Source organism: Vibrio sp. DNB22_10_4, from assembly GCF_052879755.1.
In genome coordinates this window covers 16,895-36,737 of the sequence record NZ_JBNNXW010000005.1, presented here as the reverse complement: position 1 = coordinate 36,737, position 19,843 = coordinate 16,895, and the positions used below count along the sequence as shown (strand labels likewise).

The window sequence follows — 19,843 nt, the reverse complement described above, 5'->3', positions numbered from 1 at the left end:
GTATTCCAGCCTACCAGAATACTTCTGATAGGCTGGTTATATATAGACTTACATGTACTTCATTCTACGGTTATCGAATGCAGGCATCGTACCTTCAAGCACATCAACCACTTTGTTGTTGATTATGCTGCACTCAATAGCCCCTGGTGTATATGTGATGTTATGGCCATTTGTTCGGTCAAACTCGCAGTGAATTATCTGCTCTGCATCGCAGACGACGGCGAGGTTTGGATTGTGTGTAACCATAATGATCTGTCGCTTTTGTTTTGCTTCTGTTAAGACAGGAACAAGTAAGCTAACAATTGTTTCATTATCTAAGTTTTCTTCTGGTTGATCTAAGATAATGGGAGTATTGCCTTTATCCACAAGTAGATAGAAGATCAACAGTAATGCGCCTCTTTGGCCTGGTGACAGCTGACCAATATGCGCACCTTGGAACATCAATGTGTACCTCGGTTCAAGGTAACTTAGGCCAAATATGAGGTCATAAACTTCATTTGATGAACGATCTTTACGCAGCAAAGATGCTATGCCAGTTGGATTTTTAGACGCATCTTCTAGTTTTCGGTGTAACTCCTGAATAAAGTTGATAAGAGAATCTTCGTTATCTAGATCGTGCCTATCCATTAGCTCTTTGATTACTGACAGGCTCTCGGACTCACCTCTAAATTCTCCCGATGCTTGTTTTACGATGGAGAATAATTTGTTCGAAATTTGATCCGTTGTACTACTCAGCTCAGCCCTAAACTGTAATTTATATTCATCACGGATCAGAGCGTTACTCTGAATGAGAGATTGAACTGGCCCAAAAAGTGCCTCGCGATTCGATTTTTGCTCATCAATAGCTCTGAATATTTGACGGGTTAATCCCAGTCGTTGTCCAAGTAGCTCCTGTCTTTTACTCGGAAGTTGATCGAGTTGGGCTTTTCTATGTTTAACACCCTCAAGTGAGTCTGGTTCATCCTTGGTTCCTAATAGTGCCGTTTTCTTTTCTTCCCAAACCTTAAGCTGCTCTTTATATTGCTGAAACGCTTGCTGTGGCGCATTTAATTGTGCGTTTAATGGAGTTTTCTTATCAGTAAGAGATTGCTTATTAGTATCAAGAGATAATTGACTTTCTTTTAGTTCTTTATCTCGATTGACACAGGCTGCTTCTAAATCTGAAATTACTTTTTCATCAATTTCTAACTTAATCAACTTTTCGACATTCAAGCCCAGAAGCAGGACGTCAGAGCTAAACTCAGAAGTAAATTGACTTACTGCGCTCTTGACTATTTCAAAGCCTGCTCCGATGTTCTTACATGCTTTTTTCTTTGCAGCCAGCTTTGTTAGCTCTTCTCGATTTAATTCATGCTGTTGTTGTAACTTTTCTAGTTCCTGGCCGATCGATGCAAGCTTCTCTACTACTTTTTGTTGTTCAATAGTGAGCTCGCTTGTTGGTTCGGGAACCTCTTCTGGTTTAACCTTTGTCAGTTCGTCCAGTAGCCTCTGCTTTTGAGCTAATAGCTCTTCGAGAATTTTCCGCGCTTCATCTGTCATTTGACTCTCAAGGTAAGCTATCTGTTCATTTACCTTGTGTAATGCGCTGCGGTAGCTTTCTAGCTTGCTTCGAAGTGAACTTTCTTGCTTTTCAATAAGCTGGTCAAAGTCATGAGAACCTAAACGAATAGAATCATCAGCATGTGAGAAAATTACAGATCTTAACTCTTTCTCGAATGCATCTGACTGGCCTGATACATGTGCATTACATAGTTCTTCAAAATGACCTTGGGGGATATACTTTACAAGTTCAACATTTTCAGTTGCTGGATTTTCATTTAGATTTTTCTCAAGTTCCTTTCCATCACCCCATGTTACTTTTGTATTGAAGTGACTTGCTGGCTCACCAGTTTTTCCTCTGAATCGATTTTCTTTTAAAAAAGAGAAATGGTGGCTTTGTTTGGAGTTACCAAGTAATGCGGCAATATCTGCTAATGCGCTTTTACCACTGCCTTTATTGCCTATAATCGCTACTAAATCATGGTTTAGGTGTAATTCAGTTTGGTCAAGCCAGGAATCAATAAGTGATGTTCCAACCGCTTTGTTGACTTCTAGCTTTTCAATGAAACGACTTCTGTTTTCACTTACTAGCTGTCGTTTTGGAGGAGTTGCACCAATAAATGATCGCTTTGCTGGTTCTTTTATCGCTTGCTTTAACCCTTCAAATGTTGGGTTCGCTTTTATCCACGTTGCTTTTCCTGACGGATAGTCACCATATCCCCTGCGATCATTGTTTCCAGGCTCACCTGTAAACCTATGAGCATCACTACCTGAAACAGCAAGTCTTGGTAGATTGCTTAATGCACGTTGGAAATCACGAATCCACTTTTTATTTGTATCTGTTTCTACCGCAGCAAAGGCTGCCCAGAGGTCGGGGGTTCTAGTTTCAAAAATCGGTGATGTATCAAATAAACCAAGAACGTAGGCATAATGATCTTGCCACTTAACGTCAGCCAAACCATCATTTGTGTTAAATGGCATAAAGCCGAGAGCCTTTTGGTTAGGGACATTACGTATTGCCTGCTTATAACTTTCACAAGAGATTTCCGCAATAGTTGAACCAGCTTTTAAAGCAGTATCATCATTGCTATCAACATCTTCCTTGCTGAACCCTTTTTGCTTAAGTAAGTCTTCACCTACATGGCGAGCTAGGCATTTTAACGAGTAATCAGATAGAGGACGGTCGATAAGCGCAATATTCAGTCCAGCTCGAAAATCATGTAGGACTTGATCATCTATTTCATTGGAGAACAGAACATGAGCATTTAGTCGTCCATCCATTGGAGCAACTAACCTTAACTCAATGCCTGGAAAAACCGTCTTTTCTAGTTTTGGGGCTCCAGGTTGCGTTAAGCGTTTTTTCAATGCGAACCAGCCATCAAAAGTCCAGTAATCCATTATTGCGAATGCCGCTGGTTCTGCTGCATTCAGAGCACTGATCATTTCATCGATAAGCCGAGTGTTTTCAGGCGAGTTTGGATCTGCATTAAACTTTTGACCTTCCCAATGAAAGGAAGCTGGAGTGTGAATATGTAGATCCCACTTACGCCATTCTGAGCCGCGAGGGTATTTACTACTAGCCATTTCTTATCCTAAATTTTGGTTACATCTAAACCCGCTTGTTTCAAGCGATTTGTAAGGTTTCTCATCTTGCTGAATTCAGTACCATAACTTGGCTTGAGTTCGACTTCTTGGCAAAACTCCTTGGCCGTAATGTCGTGAAGGTCGTCTGCGTACTTGATCATTTGAAGATGCAATTCAGCCATAAACTGATTACGTGGAGCGCAATCAATCGCTTTGCGTATTGCCAAAAAAATATCTTCTTTCATTTGTAGCTCATAGTGTGCAACTGAATGGATAGCTAACTTAGCAAAATTAGCTAATTATAAATCGGAGATGGATCACTACACCCAAATCTTTATGCGACAATTCATGGGGTTGTAGATTGCGACTAACTAGTCGGTTAGAGCTATTTGTTATGAAAGGGAGGCAAATAGCATCAAGCTTTCGAATGTTGACCAGTTCAAAAGTTATGCTGTGCCATTAGATAAATTATGGAAGATTTAGAGCAAAGAATGGAGTATGAGCTAAAGCTCTAACTGATAAAGGGGCATTTCTGCGTTACATGCCCCTTCGGCACGTCTCTGGACAAAACCTTGGCAGTCGCTTCCTCAATTTAGAGTCTCATGGACAACCTCGGGTATTGGAAACCTCTAATCAAGCTCCCAAATTCACTCAGCCAGGACACATCGAATTAAATGGTCACTTCCTGAAGTAAGGAACTAGTTAGGCATATCTGGGAGTGGGATTTGGCAAAGTGGCATAGAGATATATACTTAGATACACATTCATTCATGTAAGGGATTATGCGTGAGAGAGGTAATGTCAAGGTTGGTGACAGCAAAACCCAAGTTAGAGGCAATTAGCGTATCTCTCCAAATACTTGCTATTTTAGTAGCTGCCACTTGGGCTCTATCTGTTTTTATTTTCACTGTTATTCCGAGTATGAAGACTAACGTAGACTCGGATGTATCTATTGAAGGTCAATGGTTTGAACCTAAAAAATCATGCCTATATAAAATCACTGTTCAACTTGAGAATCAGAGTATTAGAAGTGCTGATATTGGCAATGTTGAAGTACTGGCTTACTGGGGTGATTATCCAGAGCTAAAAGAAAAAGAGACTTACACCTACATTCAATATGAACCAAACGAAAATCAGTTTCTTTATCTTAAGGCTAGTGAATCGGAATTCAATTTAAAGTCATTGTCGAACGACAAGCTCATGCCATCTGAAGTGATTTTAGATACGATTGATATATTTGCGTTACCAAACCCTAATGGATATGTTTACGTTAAAGCGCTCGTATGGATTAACGATCACAAGTCTACATTGAGAAAGTCAGCAGCTTGGATACCAAGCTGTATTAATCCGAGCCAACCCTAAGACTTCAATAATAAAATAAACTTCTTACTGAAAGTTTAACCAGACTCGCCCTAAAATTAAGATTAAAAATGTGATTTTCCTGTAAACAGTCTTCTCTACAATCACACCATACAAATCAGTGCTATCGTCTCTCTACATACAAAAGAACACACGGAACAAGATCTAGCATTTCGAAATCATAACTTTATTTTTATCAAAGTTACGTGAACATCTTGGCTTTAACTTTGAGTCTAAACGCATTACGGGGCAAAAATTAGTTGGCGATTCAGCCCCTTTTAGACTTGATTCAACCGAGAGTGACCCAACTTCATGGCCTTCTTACAGTAATGTTAACCAGCTATCATCCATCATCACCTCAAAAACGGAATTTGTGTTTCTCGATATGTTGCTAGGCAATCTAGGCGCTTGTGGGGGACTCTATAGTTTGTGTCATTTGTCGGAGCAGTACCAAAAAGGTGACTATAGTGGGTACACTTTGCAGCTCGACGTGGCTGAGCGGCGCTACCGAAGTGTTTTGCTTATAGGATGGTCTCAGTAATCAATAGATTGCATGAGAACATAGAGTCAAACTAGCAAAGACATAGCAACTTAAGGCTATAGGGTATATAATTCTGCGCCGTAAAATTAACAACAATAATGTGACAACGTGGAGTAGAACATGTCCTTAAACACACCAGTGATTACTGTGGATGGACCAAGTGGTGCTGGTAAAGGCACACTGTGTATGCTGTTGGCTGAAAAATTAGGCTATCACTTGCTGGATTCAGGGGCTATTTACCGTGTTTTAGCATTAGCGGCGATTCACCACGGAGTAGATCTAGAATCAGAAGATGCTTTGGTACCGCTAGCGATGCATCTAGATGTGCAGTTTGTTGCTGAAGGCGAACTGGTAAAAGTGATTCTGGAAGGGGAAGATGTGTCTGGCGAGCTTCGTAAAGAAGAAACCGGCAATGCAGCTTCCAAAATAGCGGCACTGCCACGCGTACGTGAAGCATTATTGCGTCGTCAACGTGCATTTAACATTGAACCTGGATTGGTTGCTGATGGCCGTGATATGGGCACAGTGGTTTTTCCTGAAGCACCTGTAAAAATCTTCTTAGACGCAAGTGCGCAGGAAAGAGCGCAAAGGCGTTTTAAGCAGTTGCAACTAAAGGGTTTAGATGTTAGATTTGACGACCTTTTGAGCGAGATCGAAGAACGAGACTACCGAGATCGCAACCGAGCGGTTGCCCCTCTTCGTCCGGCTGATGACGCTCTTGTGCTAGATTCAACCTCGCTAAACATCGAGCAAGTGTTGGAAAAAGCGCTACAATATATCGAATCTAAACTCACTAAGTAGCCTTTAATAGGCACTGACTTGGTGGGCTTTGAGCTGTTGGTCGCAAGGATGATGACCGACTAAATTATCAACCCCATGCGGTAGGATGCCCATGGACGTTTACTTATTGAAGATTAAATAATGACTGAATCTTTTGCTCAACTCTTTGAAGAGTTTCTAAACGAAACAGAATTCCAACAAGGCAGCATCGTTAAAGGTACTGTAGTAGCTATCGAGAACGGTTACGTTCTTGTTGACGCTGGTCTTAAGTCTGAGTCTGCTATCCCTGCTGAACAGTTCAAGAACGCTGCTGGCGAACTTGAAGTTGAAGTTGGCGCTGAAGTTGACGTAGCTCTAGACGCTGTTGAAGACGGTTTCGGTGAAACTCAACTTTCTCGTGAGAAAGCGAAGCGTCACGAAGCTTGGATCGTTCTTGAGAAAGCTTACGAAGAAGCTGAAACTGTTGTTGGTATCATCAACGGTAAAGTTAAAGGCGGTTTCACTGTTGAACTAAACGGTATCCGTGCTTTCCTTCCTGGTTCTCTTGTTGACGTACGTCCTATCCGTGACACTGCTCACCTAGAAAACAAAGAGCTAGAGTTCAAAGTTATCAAGCTAGACCAGAAGCGTAACAACGTTGTTGTTTCTCGTCGTGCTGTTATCGAATCTGAAAACAGTGTTGAGCGTGACGAACTTCTTGAAACTCTACAAGAAGGTACTGAAGTTAAAGGTATCGTTAAGAACCTTACTGACTACGGTGCATTCGTTGACCTTGGCGGTGTTGATGGTCTTCTACACATCACTGACATGGCGTGGAAGCGCGTTAAGCACCCATCTGAGATCGTTAACGTTGGTGACGAGATCCTAGTTAAAGTTCTTAAGTTCGACCGTGAGCGTACTCGCGTATCACTAGGTCTTAAGCAACTAGGCGAAGATCCATGGGTAGCAATTGCTAAGCGTTACCCAGAAGGTCACAAGCTAACTGGTCGTGTTACTAACCTAACTGACTACGGCTGCTTCGTTGAAATCGAAGAAGGCGTTGAAGGTCTAGTACACGTTTCAGAAATGGATTGGACTAACAAGAACATCCACCCATCTAAAGTTGTTAATGTTGGCGACGAAGTTGAGGTTATGGTTCTTGATATCGACGAAGAACGTCGTCGTATCTCTCTAGGTCTGAAACAGTGTAAAGCTAACCCATGGCAGTCATTCGCTGAAATGCAAGCTAAGGGCGACAAAGTTACTGGTAAGATCAAGTCTATCACTGACTTTGGTATCTTCATCGGTCTAGAAGGCGGCATCGACGGTCTAGTTCACCTATCTGACATTTCTTGGAATGTTGCTGGTGAAGAAGCAGTTCGTGAGTACAAGAAAGGTGACGAGATCTCTGCAGTTGTTCTAGCAGTAGACGCTGAGCGTGAGCGTATCTCTCTAGGCGTTAAGCAAATGGAAAATGACCCATTCAATGCTTACGTTGCAGACACTAAGAAAGGTACTCTAGTAAACGGTACTGTTACTGCAGTTGATGCTAAAGGTGCTACTATCGAGCTAGAAGAAGGTGTAGAAGGTTACATCCGCGCTTCTGAAGTATCACGTGACCGTATCGAAGATGCGTCTCTAATCCTAAGCGTTGGCGACAGCGTTGAAGCGAAGTTCACCGGTGTTGACCGTAAGAACCGCGTAATCAACCTATCTATCAAAGCTAAAGATGAAGCTGACGAGCAAGAAGCAATGGCTTCACTGAACAAGCAAGAAGAAGGCGCGTTCGGTAATGCTATGGCTGATGCATTCAAAGCTGCTAAAGGCGAATAATTTACGCCATTAGTGAAAAAGGAGCCGTAAGGCTCCTTTTTTTTGTTTTTATCTTTGCGAAATTTAGACTATTATCAATTTATACAGGCAGTTAGTGCATTGTTGATGTAGAATATATGTAGACCGCTGTCCGCTGTAGTATGAGACATCGAAGATAGAGACACTAAAGATTAAGAGTAACGAGGGTAACTACCTATGACTAAGTCTGAACTGATAGAAAGACTCTGCGCGGAGCAAACTCACTTATCCGCAAAGGAAATTGAAGATGCGGTAAAAGATATTTTGGAACATATGGCCTCTACACTGGAAAGTGGGGATCGTATTGAGATCCGCGGTTTTGGTAGTTTCTCGCTTCACTACCGTGAGCCACGAGTTGGGCGTAATCCTAAAACAGGCGATAAAGTGGAGCTAGAAGGTAAGTACGTACCACACTTTAAGCCAGGTAAAGAGCTTCGTGAGCGTGTGAACGAAAGTCTATAGAGCTTCTATCTTGATGAAACGGCATACTTTTTTAGTGTGCCGTTTTACGTTTAGGCGAGCGGCTTTGATGAGCTTCAATTGCTTGGATAAAGAATAGGCTAGTTGCTCTAAATATCACTTAGATTATCAAGATAATTGCCTTAGACCATGGTGCGCTGAGGCAAATTCCTGCATAATCGAGCTATCCAATAACTATGGCACGAGCATATGAAGATTCTAAAAATAATTGTACTCATCGCATTGTTCCTGGTAACCCTAGCTCTGGGTTCTCAAAACCAGGAAGTGGTAACCTTCAACTACTTGTTAGCGCAAGGTGACTTCCATCTCTCGACGCTGCTAGGCAGTGTATTCGTGGTTGGCTTCGTGGTTGCTTGGTTAATTTTTGGTAGCTTACACCTGAAGTCTCAAATGACAGTGCGTAAGCTAAAGAAGCAGCTGGCTAAACAGACGCCTTCTGAATCAAAAGAAGTCGCGACTACCAGCAATTAATGAGATAAAGGGTTAAGGTCGATTTAATTAATGCTTGAGCTATTATTCTTGCTTTTGCCTATCGCGGCGGCCTACGGTTGGTACATGGGTCAGCGCAGTGCTAAGCATGATCGCCAAGAGCAATCGCATCAGATCTCTCGTCAATACATGACGGGCCTTAACCTATTGTTGTCAGATCAGTCAGACAAAGCGGTCGATCACTTTATTGAGCTTCTTCAGGTCGACAACGAAACGATTGATACCCACCTTGCTCTCGGCAACCTATTCCGTTCTCGCGGTGAAGTTGACCGTGCTATCCGTATTCACCAAAACCTCATTTCTCGATCAGGACTTACCATCGATCAGAAAAACCTCGCTTTGCAGCAGCTAGCAAAAGACTACATGGTGTCTGGTTTTCTAGACCGAGCAGAGAAGATCTTTGTTCAACTGGTCGATGAGCCCGAACATCGCGAAGCAGCATTAACTCAGCTGCTTGCTATCTATCAGCAAACGAGTGAGTGGCATAAGGCGATCGAGGTTGCGAATGCGCTGCTGAAAATGGGCAAAAAGCGTATTAGAAACAGTATCGCCCACTTTTGGTGTGAGCTTGCCATGATCGAGAAGGCCGATGGCAATACCAACAAGGCCATTCAGAACTTTAAGAAAGCACTGGCCGTGGATCCTCGTTGTACTCGAGCGAGTATTTCATTGGGTAAACTCTGTCTTGAAGACGAAGATTATCCAAAAACCATTTCCTACATGGAGTCGGTGCTCGAGCAAGATAAAGATTTTATTAGTGAAGTTTTACCTACTTTAGCAGAGTGCTATCACCACCTTGGCCAAGAACAAGGTTTGGTCGAGTTTCTAAGAGCCAGCATCGATAAAGGGGCTGGGGTCTCTGCAGAATTGATGCTTGCCCAGCTTGTTGCCCAGCATGACGGCACAGAGGCCGCACAAGCGCTATTAACGAGGCAGTTGGTGCGCAGCCCTACAATGAAGGGCTTCTATCGTTTGATGGATTATCACCTTGCCAACGCTGAAGAAGGCAGAGCGAAAGAGAGTTTGACGACGTTGCAATCGCTGGTAGGTGAGCAGCTAAAGACAAAGCCGCATTATCGATGTCGTAAATGTGGTTTCTCAACGCATTCATTATATTGGCATTGTCCTTCATGTAAGGGATGGGGTACGATCAAGCCCATTCGAGGGTTGGACGGCGAGTAGCCAAGACCAGAACAGATTTGTAATGCAGCACTTAGGTGCTGCTTTTTTTGAGTAAAACGAGGAGCGAAAATGATTGACCAAAAAGTGATTGTTGCACTGGATTATGATAACCAAGCCGATGCATTAGCTTTTGTCGATAGAATTGACCCAAGTTCTTGCCGACTGAAGGTGGGCAAAGAGATGTTCACACTATTTGGTCCTGAGTTCGTTCGAGAGCTGCACAAGCGTGGCTTCTCAGTATTTCTAGATCTTAAGTTTCATGACATTCCTAACACCTGCTCGAAAGCCGTTCGCGCTGCAGCGGAAATGGGTGTTTGGATGGTAAACGTTCACGCTGGTGGCGGCGAGCGCATGATGACAGCATCTCGCGAGATCTTAGAGCCTTACGGTAAAGATCGTCCGTTACTGATTGGTGTAACGGTGCTGACTAGCATGGAGCAGTCTGATCTAGCGGGTATCGGTATTGATGTAGCACCTCAAGAACAAGTACTTCGCTTAGCGAATCTAACAAAGAATGCCGGCCTTGATGGTGTGGTTTGTTCGGCGCAAGAAGCAAGCATGCTTAAAACAGAGCTAGGTACAGAGTTCAAGTTGGTGACGCCAGGTATTCGCCCTGCAGGCGCTGCAGTGGGCGATCAAAAGCGTATCATGACGCCAGATATGGCAATCCAAGCCGGTTCTGACTATCTCGTGATTGGCCGCCCAATCACTCAAGCTGAGGATCCTGCTAAGGTTCTTGCTGAGATCAATGCTTCTCTAAGCTAATCACCTCTCTAGGTTAAATGCCTCTCTACGTTAATCGATAGAGTAAAACTAAAAATGCCAGAGCTTAACAGCTCTGGCATTTTTGTATTAAGCGGGTATACCGCTGTGAAACTTAAAGTCGGTATCTGGCGAGGAAATCAGCTCAGCTTCCACCTTACCGAAGTAAGCAACTCTTTCACTGATGTCTTTGCCTGCCACTTGCTCTGCCAACGTCAAGTAGTCTTGATAGTGACGAGCTTCAGAGCGAAGCAGGGACACGTAAAACTTCGCGATATCATCGTCCATAAACGGCGCAAGTTTGGCAAAACGCTCACAAGAGCGTGCTTCGATATAAGCCCCAATGATCAGTTTGTCGATAAGTGTGTTGGGTTCATGCGTTATCATGTGGCTAAGCAGGCCCTTGGCATAGCGACTCGCCGGTATTGGCTCATAGGCGATACCTTTCTTTTCCATGATTTCCAACACTTGATAGAAGTGATGCAACTCTTCTTTGATCAGTAGAACCATTTTGTCGATCAAATCTTGGCTATAAGGTGAATCAGACTTAGCAATGATCGACTTAGAAATATTACTTTTGCCCTTCAAAGAAGCCATGTCACCAATACGGCGATACGCAAAGTCTTCATAGGGCTTGAACCATTCAAACAGTGCTGAGCTGCTCTGTTTATCAACGGCATACTTGCGAATTAAGTACATTGCGGATTGGCCGGCTTTAAGCTCACACAATAGGTGATCAATAAGGATCACTGGTAGGTTTTCTGGGCGTTTAGCCTCTTGCACCCAAGCATCTGGAGTCGAGCAGTGCAGAAATTGATTGATGGGTTCTAAAATGGCGTCGATTTGAGAGGGACTGATCATGGCTAATTTCGTTGTTGTTGAATTAAAAAAGGCCGCGCTTGCGACCTTGGTTAACTCTACCACTTTTTCTTCTCACCAAACAGAGCATTGATGTCGTCGTCTCGCTCGCTGTTCGCTTGTTGCTGTTTCTCCTCAGCCTTGGCTTGGCGAGAGTTTTGCAGCTTGTCGAGCATCTCGGTGAGCTTCTCTTTGGCTTGAATGGAGTAGTTGTCGTTCTTCGAGCTTAGCGCATCGATCCCTTTTTTCAGCAGCTGTGCCGCCGTACCAGGCTGTCCTTTGGCCATAGAATCATGAGCACGTTTGACGACGTTCTCAATGTTGATGCGGATCTGGATCGTTTCAAGGCGCGCATTTTCAACCATATAAGATTGGGTATCCATACGTCCTTTGTTGTGTTCAGTGCGAACGGTATCGCGCAGGCGTTTGACCAGTTTCAACATAATGATCGCTTGCTTGTCGCTGGTTGGCACTTTGAACGATGTGGCTTCACTGCCTTCGTAGTTTTCTTGCAGTTGCTGAATTTGTGTCTTTGCGGCCTCGACGCGTTGCACTAAGTGTTTGTTCTTAGGATCCAACTCATGCATATTCGTAACGGCATCTAAAATGCGGTTATGAAGACATAGCATTAGTTCTTTGCTGTATGGCAAGTAGCTCGCACCACTGATCAGTTCTTCAGTGGCATCAATCAAGGCAACATATCTGGCCGACTCTTGCCTTCTAGTGGCTTCGGCTTTTAGTTTGTATTGCAGCATGATGTTGTAGCCCAGTACCAAAACCAGCAAAAGGGCGACGAGCGCAATAATTAAACCAATATTCATAACGTTTTGTATCTACAGTGAGTTTCCCTACAGTCTAATGGGACAGGATACACCAAAGGCTAACTGACCAACACTGCAAAGTTGTTGAATTGGTCATAATCCGAGGAAAACGTGGAAACTTTCTGAGCGGGTTTGAGAGGTAGAACAATTCCTATCCAAAAAAACTGTTAATCTGTTTAGTAATTCGTTATAACTATTGATTATATGCTTAGGCTGGCGGTGGTGAGCTGAGGCGAATTTTGACAAGGATGAAGACGAGCAGATGAAGTTACAGCAGTTAAAGTACATTGTTGAGGTGGTGAACCATAATCTAAATGTGTCCGCGACCGCAGAAAGTCTCTATACCTCTCAGCCTGGTATCAGTAAACAAGTCCGCTTGTTGGAGGACGAATTAGGGATCCAAATCTTTGAGCGCAGCGGTAAGCATTTAACTCAGGTGACCAATGCCGGCGAAGATATCGTTCGAATCTCTCAAGAAATTCTGTCTCGAGTTGAAAGTATCAAAGCCGTAGCAGGGGAACATACTCATCCTGAAATGGGTACATTGAACATTTCAACCACGCACACGCAGGCGCGCTACGCGCTCCCTGAAGTCATCAAAGGGTTTACAGCTCGTTACCCGAAAGTATCGCTGCACATGCATCAGGGTACGCCATCGCAAATGTCAGAAGCCATTGCGAAAGGCACGGCCAACTTTGCTATCGCAACGGAAGCACTGCACCTTTACCAAGACGCGATCATGCTACCCTGTTATCACTGGAACCGTTCTATTGTGGTACCTAAAGACCATCCACTTGCACTAAAAGACCTCGTAACGATTGAAGATCTTGCGGCCTATTCTTTGGTGACATACGTGTTTGGCTTTACTGGGCGTTCAGAGCTAGATACGGCATTTAACAAAGTAGGACTGACACCAAAAGTTGTCTTTACAGCAACAGATGCCGATGTAATCAAGACGTATGTACGTATGGGTATCGGTGTTGGCGTTATTGCCAGTATGGCGATGGATGATTCTCAAGATACGGACCTTGTTGCTATTGACGCTAGCCATATCTTTGGAGCGAGCACCACTAGCATTGGGTTTAGAAAAGGCACCTTCTTGCGCTCGTACATGTACGACTTTATGGAGCGATTTGCGCCTCATTTAACCCGTCCAGTGGTGGAACAGGCGATATCACTTAAGTCGAACACCGAAATTGAAGAGATGTTCAGAGATATCGAATTGCCGATTCGATAACACAAAGTACTTTTGTTAGTACTCACTTCCCCCTACAATCCATGCAGTTTCGCATTGCCTGAAGAATAGGGGGAAATGTGCGCCAGCAATTTGACCAACTTACCGCCATACTCAAAGCCTACCAAGATTATTGGCGGCATGATCCCTTTATTCAAATAGTCAGTGGTCAGCTTCCTTGGCAATCACAGCATCCAGCCTTATCTGAGTGGCTTTCTGAATGCTCCCCAGAACACATCCAAACCTTGAAGCAGTCTCCGTTACAGTGCGCAGAGGCGCTTAGCCCGTTCATACCTGAGTTGCATGCGCTTCAACAGGCTGCCGTGATTGATTCGATCGGCGAAGCTTCCCATTTAACTCTTCCCCGTGGCCTCGATTCTGGCGTACCAGGGCGCAAGCTTGAACAAATTCGCCAAATGGGTTCTGCATGCATTCATAACCATCATGGTAGCGAGTGGTTAGAGTGGTGCTCTGGTAAAGGCTTTCTTGGACGTATTCTTTCCTCTCAAACTGAGCAGAAGGTGACGAGCTTTGAATATCAGCAAGCCCTTTGTGACGCTGGGCAGCATGAAGCTAACAGACGTGGTTTAAGCATGCAGTTCGTACAAGGTGATGCATTTGATGAAAGTTCAAAACAGGTATTCAATGCCAATCAACATGCGGTTGCATTGCATGCGTGTGGTGATCTGCATGTCACGCTGATTCAACATGCTATAGATGCGAGGCTTCCAGCACTCACTTTGTCACCTTGTTGCTATCACTTAATTCAAGACGAACAATACCAACCTCTATCTGAGCTAGGTAGGCAAGCCGAACTTTCTTTAACGAAGCAAGAGCTACGTATTCCCCTTCAGGAAACCGTCACAGGTGGTGAACGCGTGAAACGTCACAGAGAGCAAGAGATGGTGTTTAGGCTTGGCTTTGATGCGCTCTGTCAGCAAAATCAGGTTACTGAGGGATATGAGCCGGTACCGAGTATCAAAAAGTCGCAGCTTTCTGATGGATTTGAGCATTTTTGTCATTGGGCAGCAGCGCAGAAGTCACTCACTATACCCCAGGTTGATTTCGAGCATTTTGAGCGGGTTGGGCAGGCGCGTTTTTGGAAGATGGAAGCGCTGAGCTTGGTGCAAAGTGTGTTTCGTCGTCCGCTTGAGGTGTGGCTAGCGCTGGACAAAGCCTTGTATTTGAAGTCTCACGGCTATCAGGTGAGCTTGTCGACTTTTTGCGATACTGCCACTACTCCGCGTAACATACTGCTGCACGCGTTTAAGTCATAGCGTCAGATAAGTTAAGCGTAAAACGCAGGCACAAAAAAAACGGGCAATAAGCCCGTTTTTCAATTTGGATGTCGTTCTTTCTGGTTAAAGACCTATTAGTTGAACATCGCAATAGCCGTTGCTGGCTCAACGTATTCAAGGTCAAAGCTTTCAGCCACTTCTTTACACGTTACTTTACCGTGAATCACGTTTAGACCATCTAGGAAGCCTTTATCTTCAGTAAGTGCTTGCTGGTAGCCTTTGTTCGCGAGCTTGATGATGTAAGGTAGCGTCGCGTTGTTCAGTGCAAACGTAGAAGTACGAGCAACCGCACCAGGCATGTTAGCGACACAGTAGTGAACCACTTCATCAACAATGTAAGTTGGCTCTGCGTGAGTTGTCGCGTGAGAAGTTTCGAAGCAACCGCCTTGGTCGATAGCAACGTCAACCACTGCCGCACCAGGCTTCATCTTCGCGATGTGTTCTTTGGTGACGAGCTTAGGTGCAGCAGCACCTGGGACTAAAACAGCGCCGATTACGAGATCTGCTTCTAGAACATGCTTCTCAAGTGCGTCTTCTGTAGAATAAACAACTTTTGCGCGACCCTGGAATTCTTCATCCAAAACGCGTAATGTATCAATATTGCGGTCGAGGATTGTGACGTCTGCACGCATACCAACAGCCATGCGAGCAGCGTTAGAGCCAACTACACCGCCACCAACGACGACGACTTTCGCCGGTTCAACACCTGGTACACCACCAAGTAGTAGACCACGTCCACCATTGGACTTTTCGAGTGTTTGTGCACCAGCCTGTATAGACATTCGCCCAGCGACCTCTGACATTGGTGCTAGTAGTGGCAAACGACCCATATTATCTGTTACAGTCTCATAGGCAATGCAGACAGCTTTGCTTTTGATTAGCTCTTCAGTTTGTGGAAAATCTGGTGCTAGATGGAGATACGTGAATAAAATTTGTCCTTCACGTAGCATAGCACGCTCGACAGCTTGGGGTTCTTTGACCTTTACAATCATCTCTGCTTTCGCGAAGACGTCTGCAGCGGTAGGAAGAATGGATGCGCCTACAGCGATGTAATCATCGTCTGAAAAACCGATACCGGTGCCAGCTTGAGTTTCAATGTAAACTTCGTGGCCGTGTGAGATTAGTTCTCTAACGCTCGCTGGAACCATACCAACTCGGTACTCGTGGTTTTTAATCTCTTTAGGTACGCCAATTATCATCCTGACTCCTCATTATAATGTGGTTGTATTAACTGTTTGTAGGGTGTTATTGTCGAATTAATGTCTAGTATAGAAGCTAATACACAAAATTTGATACTGTATATTACAGAGTTGTAGTATATTTTTTTGCAAGGAAGTAACAAGGTGGAATAAAAAATGGCAGACAACTATAAGAAGCCGTCCAAGGAACTAGACCGTATCGATCGCAACATCCTCAATGAGTTGCAAAAAGATGGTCGTATTTCAAACGTCGAACTCTCAAAACGTGTAGGGTTATCGCCTACACCATGTCTAGAGCGTGTACGTCGTTTGGAGAGACAGGGTTATATTACGGGCTACACCGCACTCTTAAATCCGCAGTACTTAGATGCTTCACTACTTGTATTCGTAGAGATTACATTGAACCGTGGAGCGCCAGATGTATTTGAACAGTTCAATACAGCGGTACAGAAGTTAGACGATATTCAAGAATGTCACCTAGTATCAGGTGATTTCGACTATCTTTTGAAAACAAGGGTGTCGGATATGGGCGCATATCGTAAACTCTTAGGGGATACTTTGCTTCGCCTTCCTGGTGTGAATGACACGCGAACCTATGTGGTTATGGAAGAAGTGAAACAAACTAACCAGCTTGTGATTAAAACGCGCTAGAGACGGCGTTTCCAAGTCTGACAAGAAGTTGACTAAAGTTATGATAAAGCATGCTTTATTCTCGAGTCAGATTGGGTTTTAATCCTCATTGTGGTTAAATCAATGAATACACCGAGCGGCTTTTGCCGCTCGGACTGTTTTCAATAATTAGATGTTGGTTATGTTCAAACAGGACAAAAAAAGAGTCGAAACGATTATCAAGACGAGTGAAGAGCCTCAGGCGACTCGTCTAAACGGATTTCAGCGGTTAAGAGAATGCTGTTTCATCTTAGCTGTACTTACCTCTATTCTACTCGCTGTAGCCTTATTCACCTTTAGTCCGGCGGATCCCTCATGGTCACAGACTGCATGGGGTGGTGACATTCAAAACGCTGGCGGCTTTGTTGGTGCGTGGCTAGCGGATACTCTATTTTTTGTTTTCGGCTCTTTGGCATACCCAATCCCTTTCATCATAGCGTTGAGTGCTTGGGTCTTTTTCCGCAATCGTGACGAAGATGATCCGATTGATTTGATGATCTGGGGTACGCGTTTACTTGGACTAACCGTTCTTATTCTGACGAGCTGTGGCCTTGCTGACATCAACTTTGATGATATCTGGTACTTCTCCTCAGGTGGCGTAATTGGAGATGTTTTAACCAGCCTGTCTTTACCAACGCTGAATGTGCTTGGTACGACTTTGGTGCTGCTATTTCTTTGGGGAGCGGGCTTTACACTACTTACTGGAATCTCTTGGCTAAGAGTCGTCGAGTGGATCGGTGATAGCGTGCTATCGATGAGCGCCGCATTGGTCAACAAGGTTCGTGGTACCAAAGAAGAAGTATATGAGCCTGTGCTTGACGACCAAGAGTCCGATGACACAGAGGAGCTCCCACGCTTTAGCGCAGACAGTGCAGTACAAGAGGCTCCGGCTACCAGCAAGAAGCAATACAATATTCATGTTCCAGAGTCGACGCCTTCGGTTGCGACAGAGCCTGAACCAGCCTATGACCCACTGTTTGCAAAACCAGAAGACGACACTGCTTCACAAGAATCAATCGCACCGCAAGTAACGTCAGCGCCATCAGAAGTGAGCGCGGTTGAAACAGTACAACCTGTTGAACCGGTAGTGTCGGGTTCTCTTCAATCTCAGCCACCTCAGGTAGAACGCACTCGTCAGCTTGGTGCGACTATTGAAGAGTTGGAAAATGCTGCTCGCTCTAGTGATGACTATGCGAATCAGGGAGAAGAGCCTGAGTCGCCAGCGTCGAGTGTTACTGCGTCAGTGGCGGCAACAGCTCCAGCTGCGGCAATGGCAAATGCAGAACAAACAGCGGCTCCAACATTTGAAGAGCCAGTTAATCACCAGACCATGTTTGCTCATGAGCCTCAACCTGAACCTTTGGCTAGTGAACAGCCAATTAATCAACAAGTAGAGTCATCAACCTATGCAATGGATGAAGCCACGCAGCAGGTGCACCCTCAGCCTTCGATATATGAAGAAGTTGAAGAGGTAGAGGACTTTACGCCTCCATGGGTTGATACTGCTGATATAGATGTTGAGTCTTCAACATCACATATTGAACCGACAGTAGATTTCGATGCTATCGATGCAGAAGCCGAAAACGAACCTGTTGATCAAGATGTCGAGGCGTTCCAAAACATAGTGGCCGAGGCGCAAAAAGCGCAAGTGGCAAAAATGAATCCATTCTTGGTTCAGCGGGATCAGAATTTACCTAGACCAGTAGAGCCGATGCCAACGCTAGAACTTCTCTACCACCCAGAGAAGCGAGAGAACTTTATTGACCGAGAAGCGCTGGAAAACATTGCTCGCTTGGTCGAATCTAAGCTGGCAGATTACAAAATCAAAGCGGAAGTGGTGGATATTTTCCCAGGCCCAGTGATTACCCGCTTTGAGCTGGATCTTGCTCCTGGTGTAAAGGTAAGTCGAATTTCTGGCCTTTCAATGGACTTAGCACGCTCACTGTCGGCGATGGCGGTTCGTGTGGTGGAAGTCATTCCGGGCAAGCCGTATGTTGGTCTTGAGCTGCCAAACATGACACGTCAAACCGTTTTCTTCTCAGATGTGGTTGGTAGCCAAGCGTTTATCGATTCGAAATCACCAACTACCGTAGTACTCGGTCAAGATATTGCAGGTGAAGCAGTGGTGGCGGATCTATCGAAAATGCCACACGTGCTTGTCGCGGGTACAACCGGTTCAGGTAAGTCCGTGGGTGTTAACGTCATGATCTTGAGTATGCTTTATAAGGCAACGCCTGAAGACGTACGCTTTATCATGATTGACCCGAAAATGTTGGAGCTTTCCATCTACGAAGGTATTCCTCATCTTCTTTCTGAGGTGGTAACCGACATGAAAGATGCCTCGAATGCACTTCGTTGGTGTGTGGGTGAGATGGAGCGCCGTTACAAGTTGATGTCAGCGCTTGGCGTTCGTAACATCAAGGGCTTCAATGACAAATTGAAAATGGCAGCAGACGCCGGTCATCCTATTCATGATCCTTTGTGGCAAGAAGGCGACAGTATGGATCCAGAGCCGCCACTGCTTGAGAAACTTCCATACATCGTAGTGGTGGTCGATGAGTTTGCCGACCTAATGATGGTCGTAGGCAAGAAGGTAGAAGAACTGATCGCACGTTTGGCTCAGAAAGCACGTGCTGCGGGTATTCACTTGATACTGGCGACTCAGCGACCTTCGGTAGACGTCATTACCGGTTTGATTAAAGCCAATATTCCAACTCGTGTGGCGTTCACGGTTTCGACCAAGACCGATTCACGTACTATCCTCGACCAAGGCGGCGCAGAATCCCTGCTTGGTATGGGTGATATGTTGTATCTGCCACCGGGCTCTAGTCATACAACTCGTGTACACGGTGCATTTGCGTCTGATGATGATGTGCATGCCGTGGTGAATAACTGGAAAGCACGCGGTAAGCCGAACTATATTGATGAAATCACCAATGGCGAGCAGTCTCCAGAGACGTTGCTACCAGGTGAAAAGATGGAAGGTGACGAAGACATGGATCCACTGTTCGATCAAGTTGTCGAACATGTTGTTCAGTCACGTCGAGGTTCTGTCTCAGGTGTGCAGCGCCGATTTAAGATTGGTTATAACCGCGCTGCGCGTATTGTCGAGCAGCTAGAGGCTCAAGGTATCGTAAGCGCACCGGGTCATAACGGTAACCGCGAAGTCCTCGCGCCAGCGCCACCAAAAGAATAATTTCGATTCGCCTTAAGAGGTA

16 protein-coding genes are annotated in these 19,843 nt (G+C 44.8%); 11 read left to right on the top strand and 5 right to left on the bottom strand.

Translation table 11 applies throughout. The features are described from left to right. Positions 1 to 48: 48 nt before the first annotated feature. Positions 49 to 3,123 carry a TrlF family AAA-like ATPase gene (locus ACVA6Q_RS14105; RefSeq protein WP_446647921.1) on the bottom strand — a complete coding sequence of 1,025 codons (3,075 nt, stop codon included), beginning with the start codon at positions 3,121 to 3,123 and terminating at the stop codon, positions 49 to 51. A gap of 8 nt (positions 3,124 to 3,131) precedes the next feature. Continuing rightward, positions 3,132 to 3,368: an HTH-like domain-containing protein gene (locus ACVA6Q_RS14100; RefSeq protein WP_446647920.1), complete on the bottom strand. Its 237-nt coding sequence runs from the start codon at positions 3,366 to 3,368 to the stop codon at positions 3,132 to 3,134. 541 nt (positions 3,369 to 3,909) lie between these two features. Between ACVA6Q_RS14100 and ACVA6Q_RS14095 the strand changes: the two genes are divergently transcribed. The 7 genes from ACVA6Q_RS14095 to pyrF all read left to right on the top strand — a co-directional run bounded on the left by ACVA6Q_RS14095 (position 3,910) and on the right by pyrF (position 10,549). Further along, the gene (locus tag ACVA6Q_RS14095; protein ID WP_446647919.1) at positions 3,910 to 4,485 is read left to right on the top strand and encodes a hypothetical protein; all 576 of its coding nucleotides are present in this window, start codon (positions 3,910 to 3,912) and stop codon (positions 4,483 to 4,485) included. Between the two features lie 658 nt (positions 4,486 to 5,143). Beyond that, positions 5,144 to 5,824 (top strand): (d)CMP kinase, encoded by a 681-nt coding sequence (gene cmk / locus ACVA6Q_RS14090; protein WP_112478152.1) that lies wholly within the window; start codon positions 5,144 to 5,146, stop codon positions 5,822 to 5,824. Positions 5,825 to 5,944: 120 nt separating this feature from the next. Next, entirely contained in the window at positions 5,945 to 7,615 is a 1,671-nt protein-coding gene (rpsA, locus tag ACVA6Q_RS14085; RefSeq protein WP_353498312.1) for a 30S ribosomal protein S1, read from the top strand. A gap of 195 nt (positions 7,616 to 7,810) precedes the next feature. Further along, entirely contained in the window at positions 7,811 to 8,095 is a 285-nt protein-coding gene (ihfB, locus tag ACVA6Q_RS14080; protein ID WP_237484779.1) for an integration host factor subunit beta, read from the top strand. A gap of 207 nt (positions 8,096 to 8,302) precedes the next feature. Then, positions 8,303 to 8,584 (top strand): LapA family protein, encoded by a 282-nt coding sequence (locus ACVA6Q_RS14075; protein ID WP_112461991.1) that lies wholly within the window; start codon positions 8,303 to 8,305, stop codon positions 8,582 to 8,584. Between the two features lie 30 nt (positions 8,585 to 8,614). Then, positions 8,615 to 9,784 (top strand): lipopolysaccharide assembly protein LapB, encoded by a 1,170-nt coding sequence (lapB, locus tag ACVA6Q_RS14070; RefSeq protein ID WP_353498313.1) that lies wholly within the window; start codon positions 8,615 to 8,617, stop codon positions 9,782 to 9,784. A gap of 69 nt (positions 9,785 to 9,853) precedes the next feature. Beyond that, positions 9,854 to 10,549, top strand: coding sequence for an orotidine-5'-phosphate decarboxylase (gene pyrF / locus ACVA6Q_RS14065; RefSeq protein WP_353498314.1), 696 nt, complete (start codon positions 9,854 to 9,856; stop codon positions 10,547 to 10,549). Positions 10,550 to 10,636: 87 nt separating this feature from the next. On the opposite strand, the gene miaE is transcribed toward pyrF, so the two are convergent. Both miaE and ACVA6Q_RS14055 read right to left on the bottom strand, forming a co-directional pair. Then, positions 10,637 to 11,407 carry a tRNA isopentenyl-2-thiomethyl-A-37 hydroxylase MiaE gene (gene miaE, locus ACVA6Q_RS14060; RefSeq protein ID WP_446647918.1) on the bottom strand — a complete coding sequence of 257 codons (771 nt, stop codon included), beginning with the start codon at positions 11,405 to 11,407 and terminating at the stop codon, positions 10,637 to 10,639. A gap of 56 nt (positions 11,408 to 11,463) precedes the next feature. Further along, positions 11,464 to 12,225, bottom strand: a complete 762-nt coding sequence (locus ACVA6Q_RS14055) for a DNA repair protein (protein ID WP_353498315.1) — start codon at positions 12,223 to 12,225, stop codon at positions 11,464 to 11,466. A 262-nt stretch (positions 12,226 to 12,487) separates the two neighbouring features. On the opposite strand from ACVA6Q_RS14055, the gene cysB reads away from it, so the two are divergent. Both cysB and ACVA6Q_RS14045 read left to right on the top strand, forming a co-directional pair. Next, positions 12,488 to 13,462 carry an HTH-type transcriptional regulator CysB gene (gene cysB / locus ACVA6Q_RS14050; protein WP_446647917.1) on the top strand — a complete coding sequence of 325 codons (975 nt, stop codon included), beginning with the start codon at positions 12,488 to 12,490 and terminating at the stop codon, positions 13,460 to 13,462. Positions 13,463 to 13,539: 77 nt separating this feature from the next. Further along, complete coding sequence (locus ACVA6Q_RS14045) at positions 13,540 to 14,736, top strand: methyltransferase (RefSeq protein ID WP_446647916.1); 1,197 nt, start codon at positions 13,540 to 13,542, stop codon at positions 14,734 to 14,736. 95 nt (positions 14,737 to 14,831) lie between these two features. Here the strand turns inward: ACVA6Q_RS14045 and ald are convergent, their stop codons facing one another. Then, positions 14,832 to 15,956 carry an alanine dehydrogenase gene (ald, locus tag ACVA6Q_RS14040; RefSeq protein ID WP_353498318.1) on the bottom strand — a complete coding sequence of 375 codons (1,125 nt, stop codon included), beginning with the start codon at positions 15,954 to 15,956 and terminating at the stop codon, positions 14,832 to 14,834. 156 nt (positions 15,957 to 16,112) lie between these two features. On the opposite strand from ald, the gene lrp reads away from it, so the two are divergent. Both lrp and ACVA6Q_RS14030 read left to right on the top strand, forming a co-directional pair. After that, complete coding sequence (gene lrp / locus ACVA6Q_RS14035) at positions 16,113 to 16,607, top strand: leucine-responsive transcriptional regulator Lrp (protein ID WP_004734558.1); 495 nt, start codon at positions 16,113 to 16,115, stop codon at positions 16,605 to 16,607. Between the two features lie 160 nt (positions 16,608 to 16,767). Further along, entirely contained in the window at positions 16,768 to 19,821 is a 3,054-nt protein-coding gene (locus tag ACVA6Q_RS14030) for a DNA translocase FtsK 4TM domain-containing protein (protein WP_446647915.1), read from the top strand. The last annotated feature ends 22 nt before the right edge of the window (positions 19,822 to 19,843 follow it).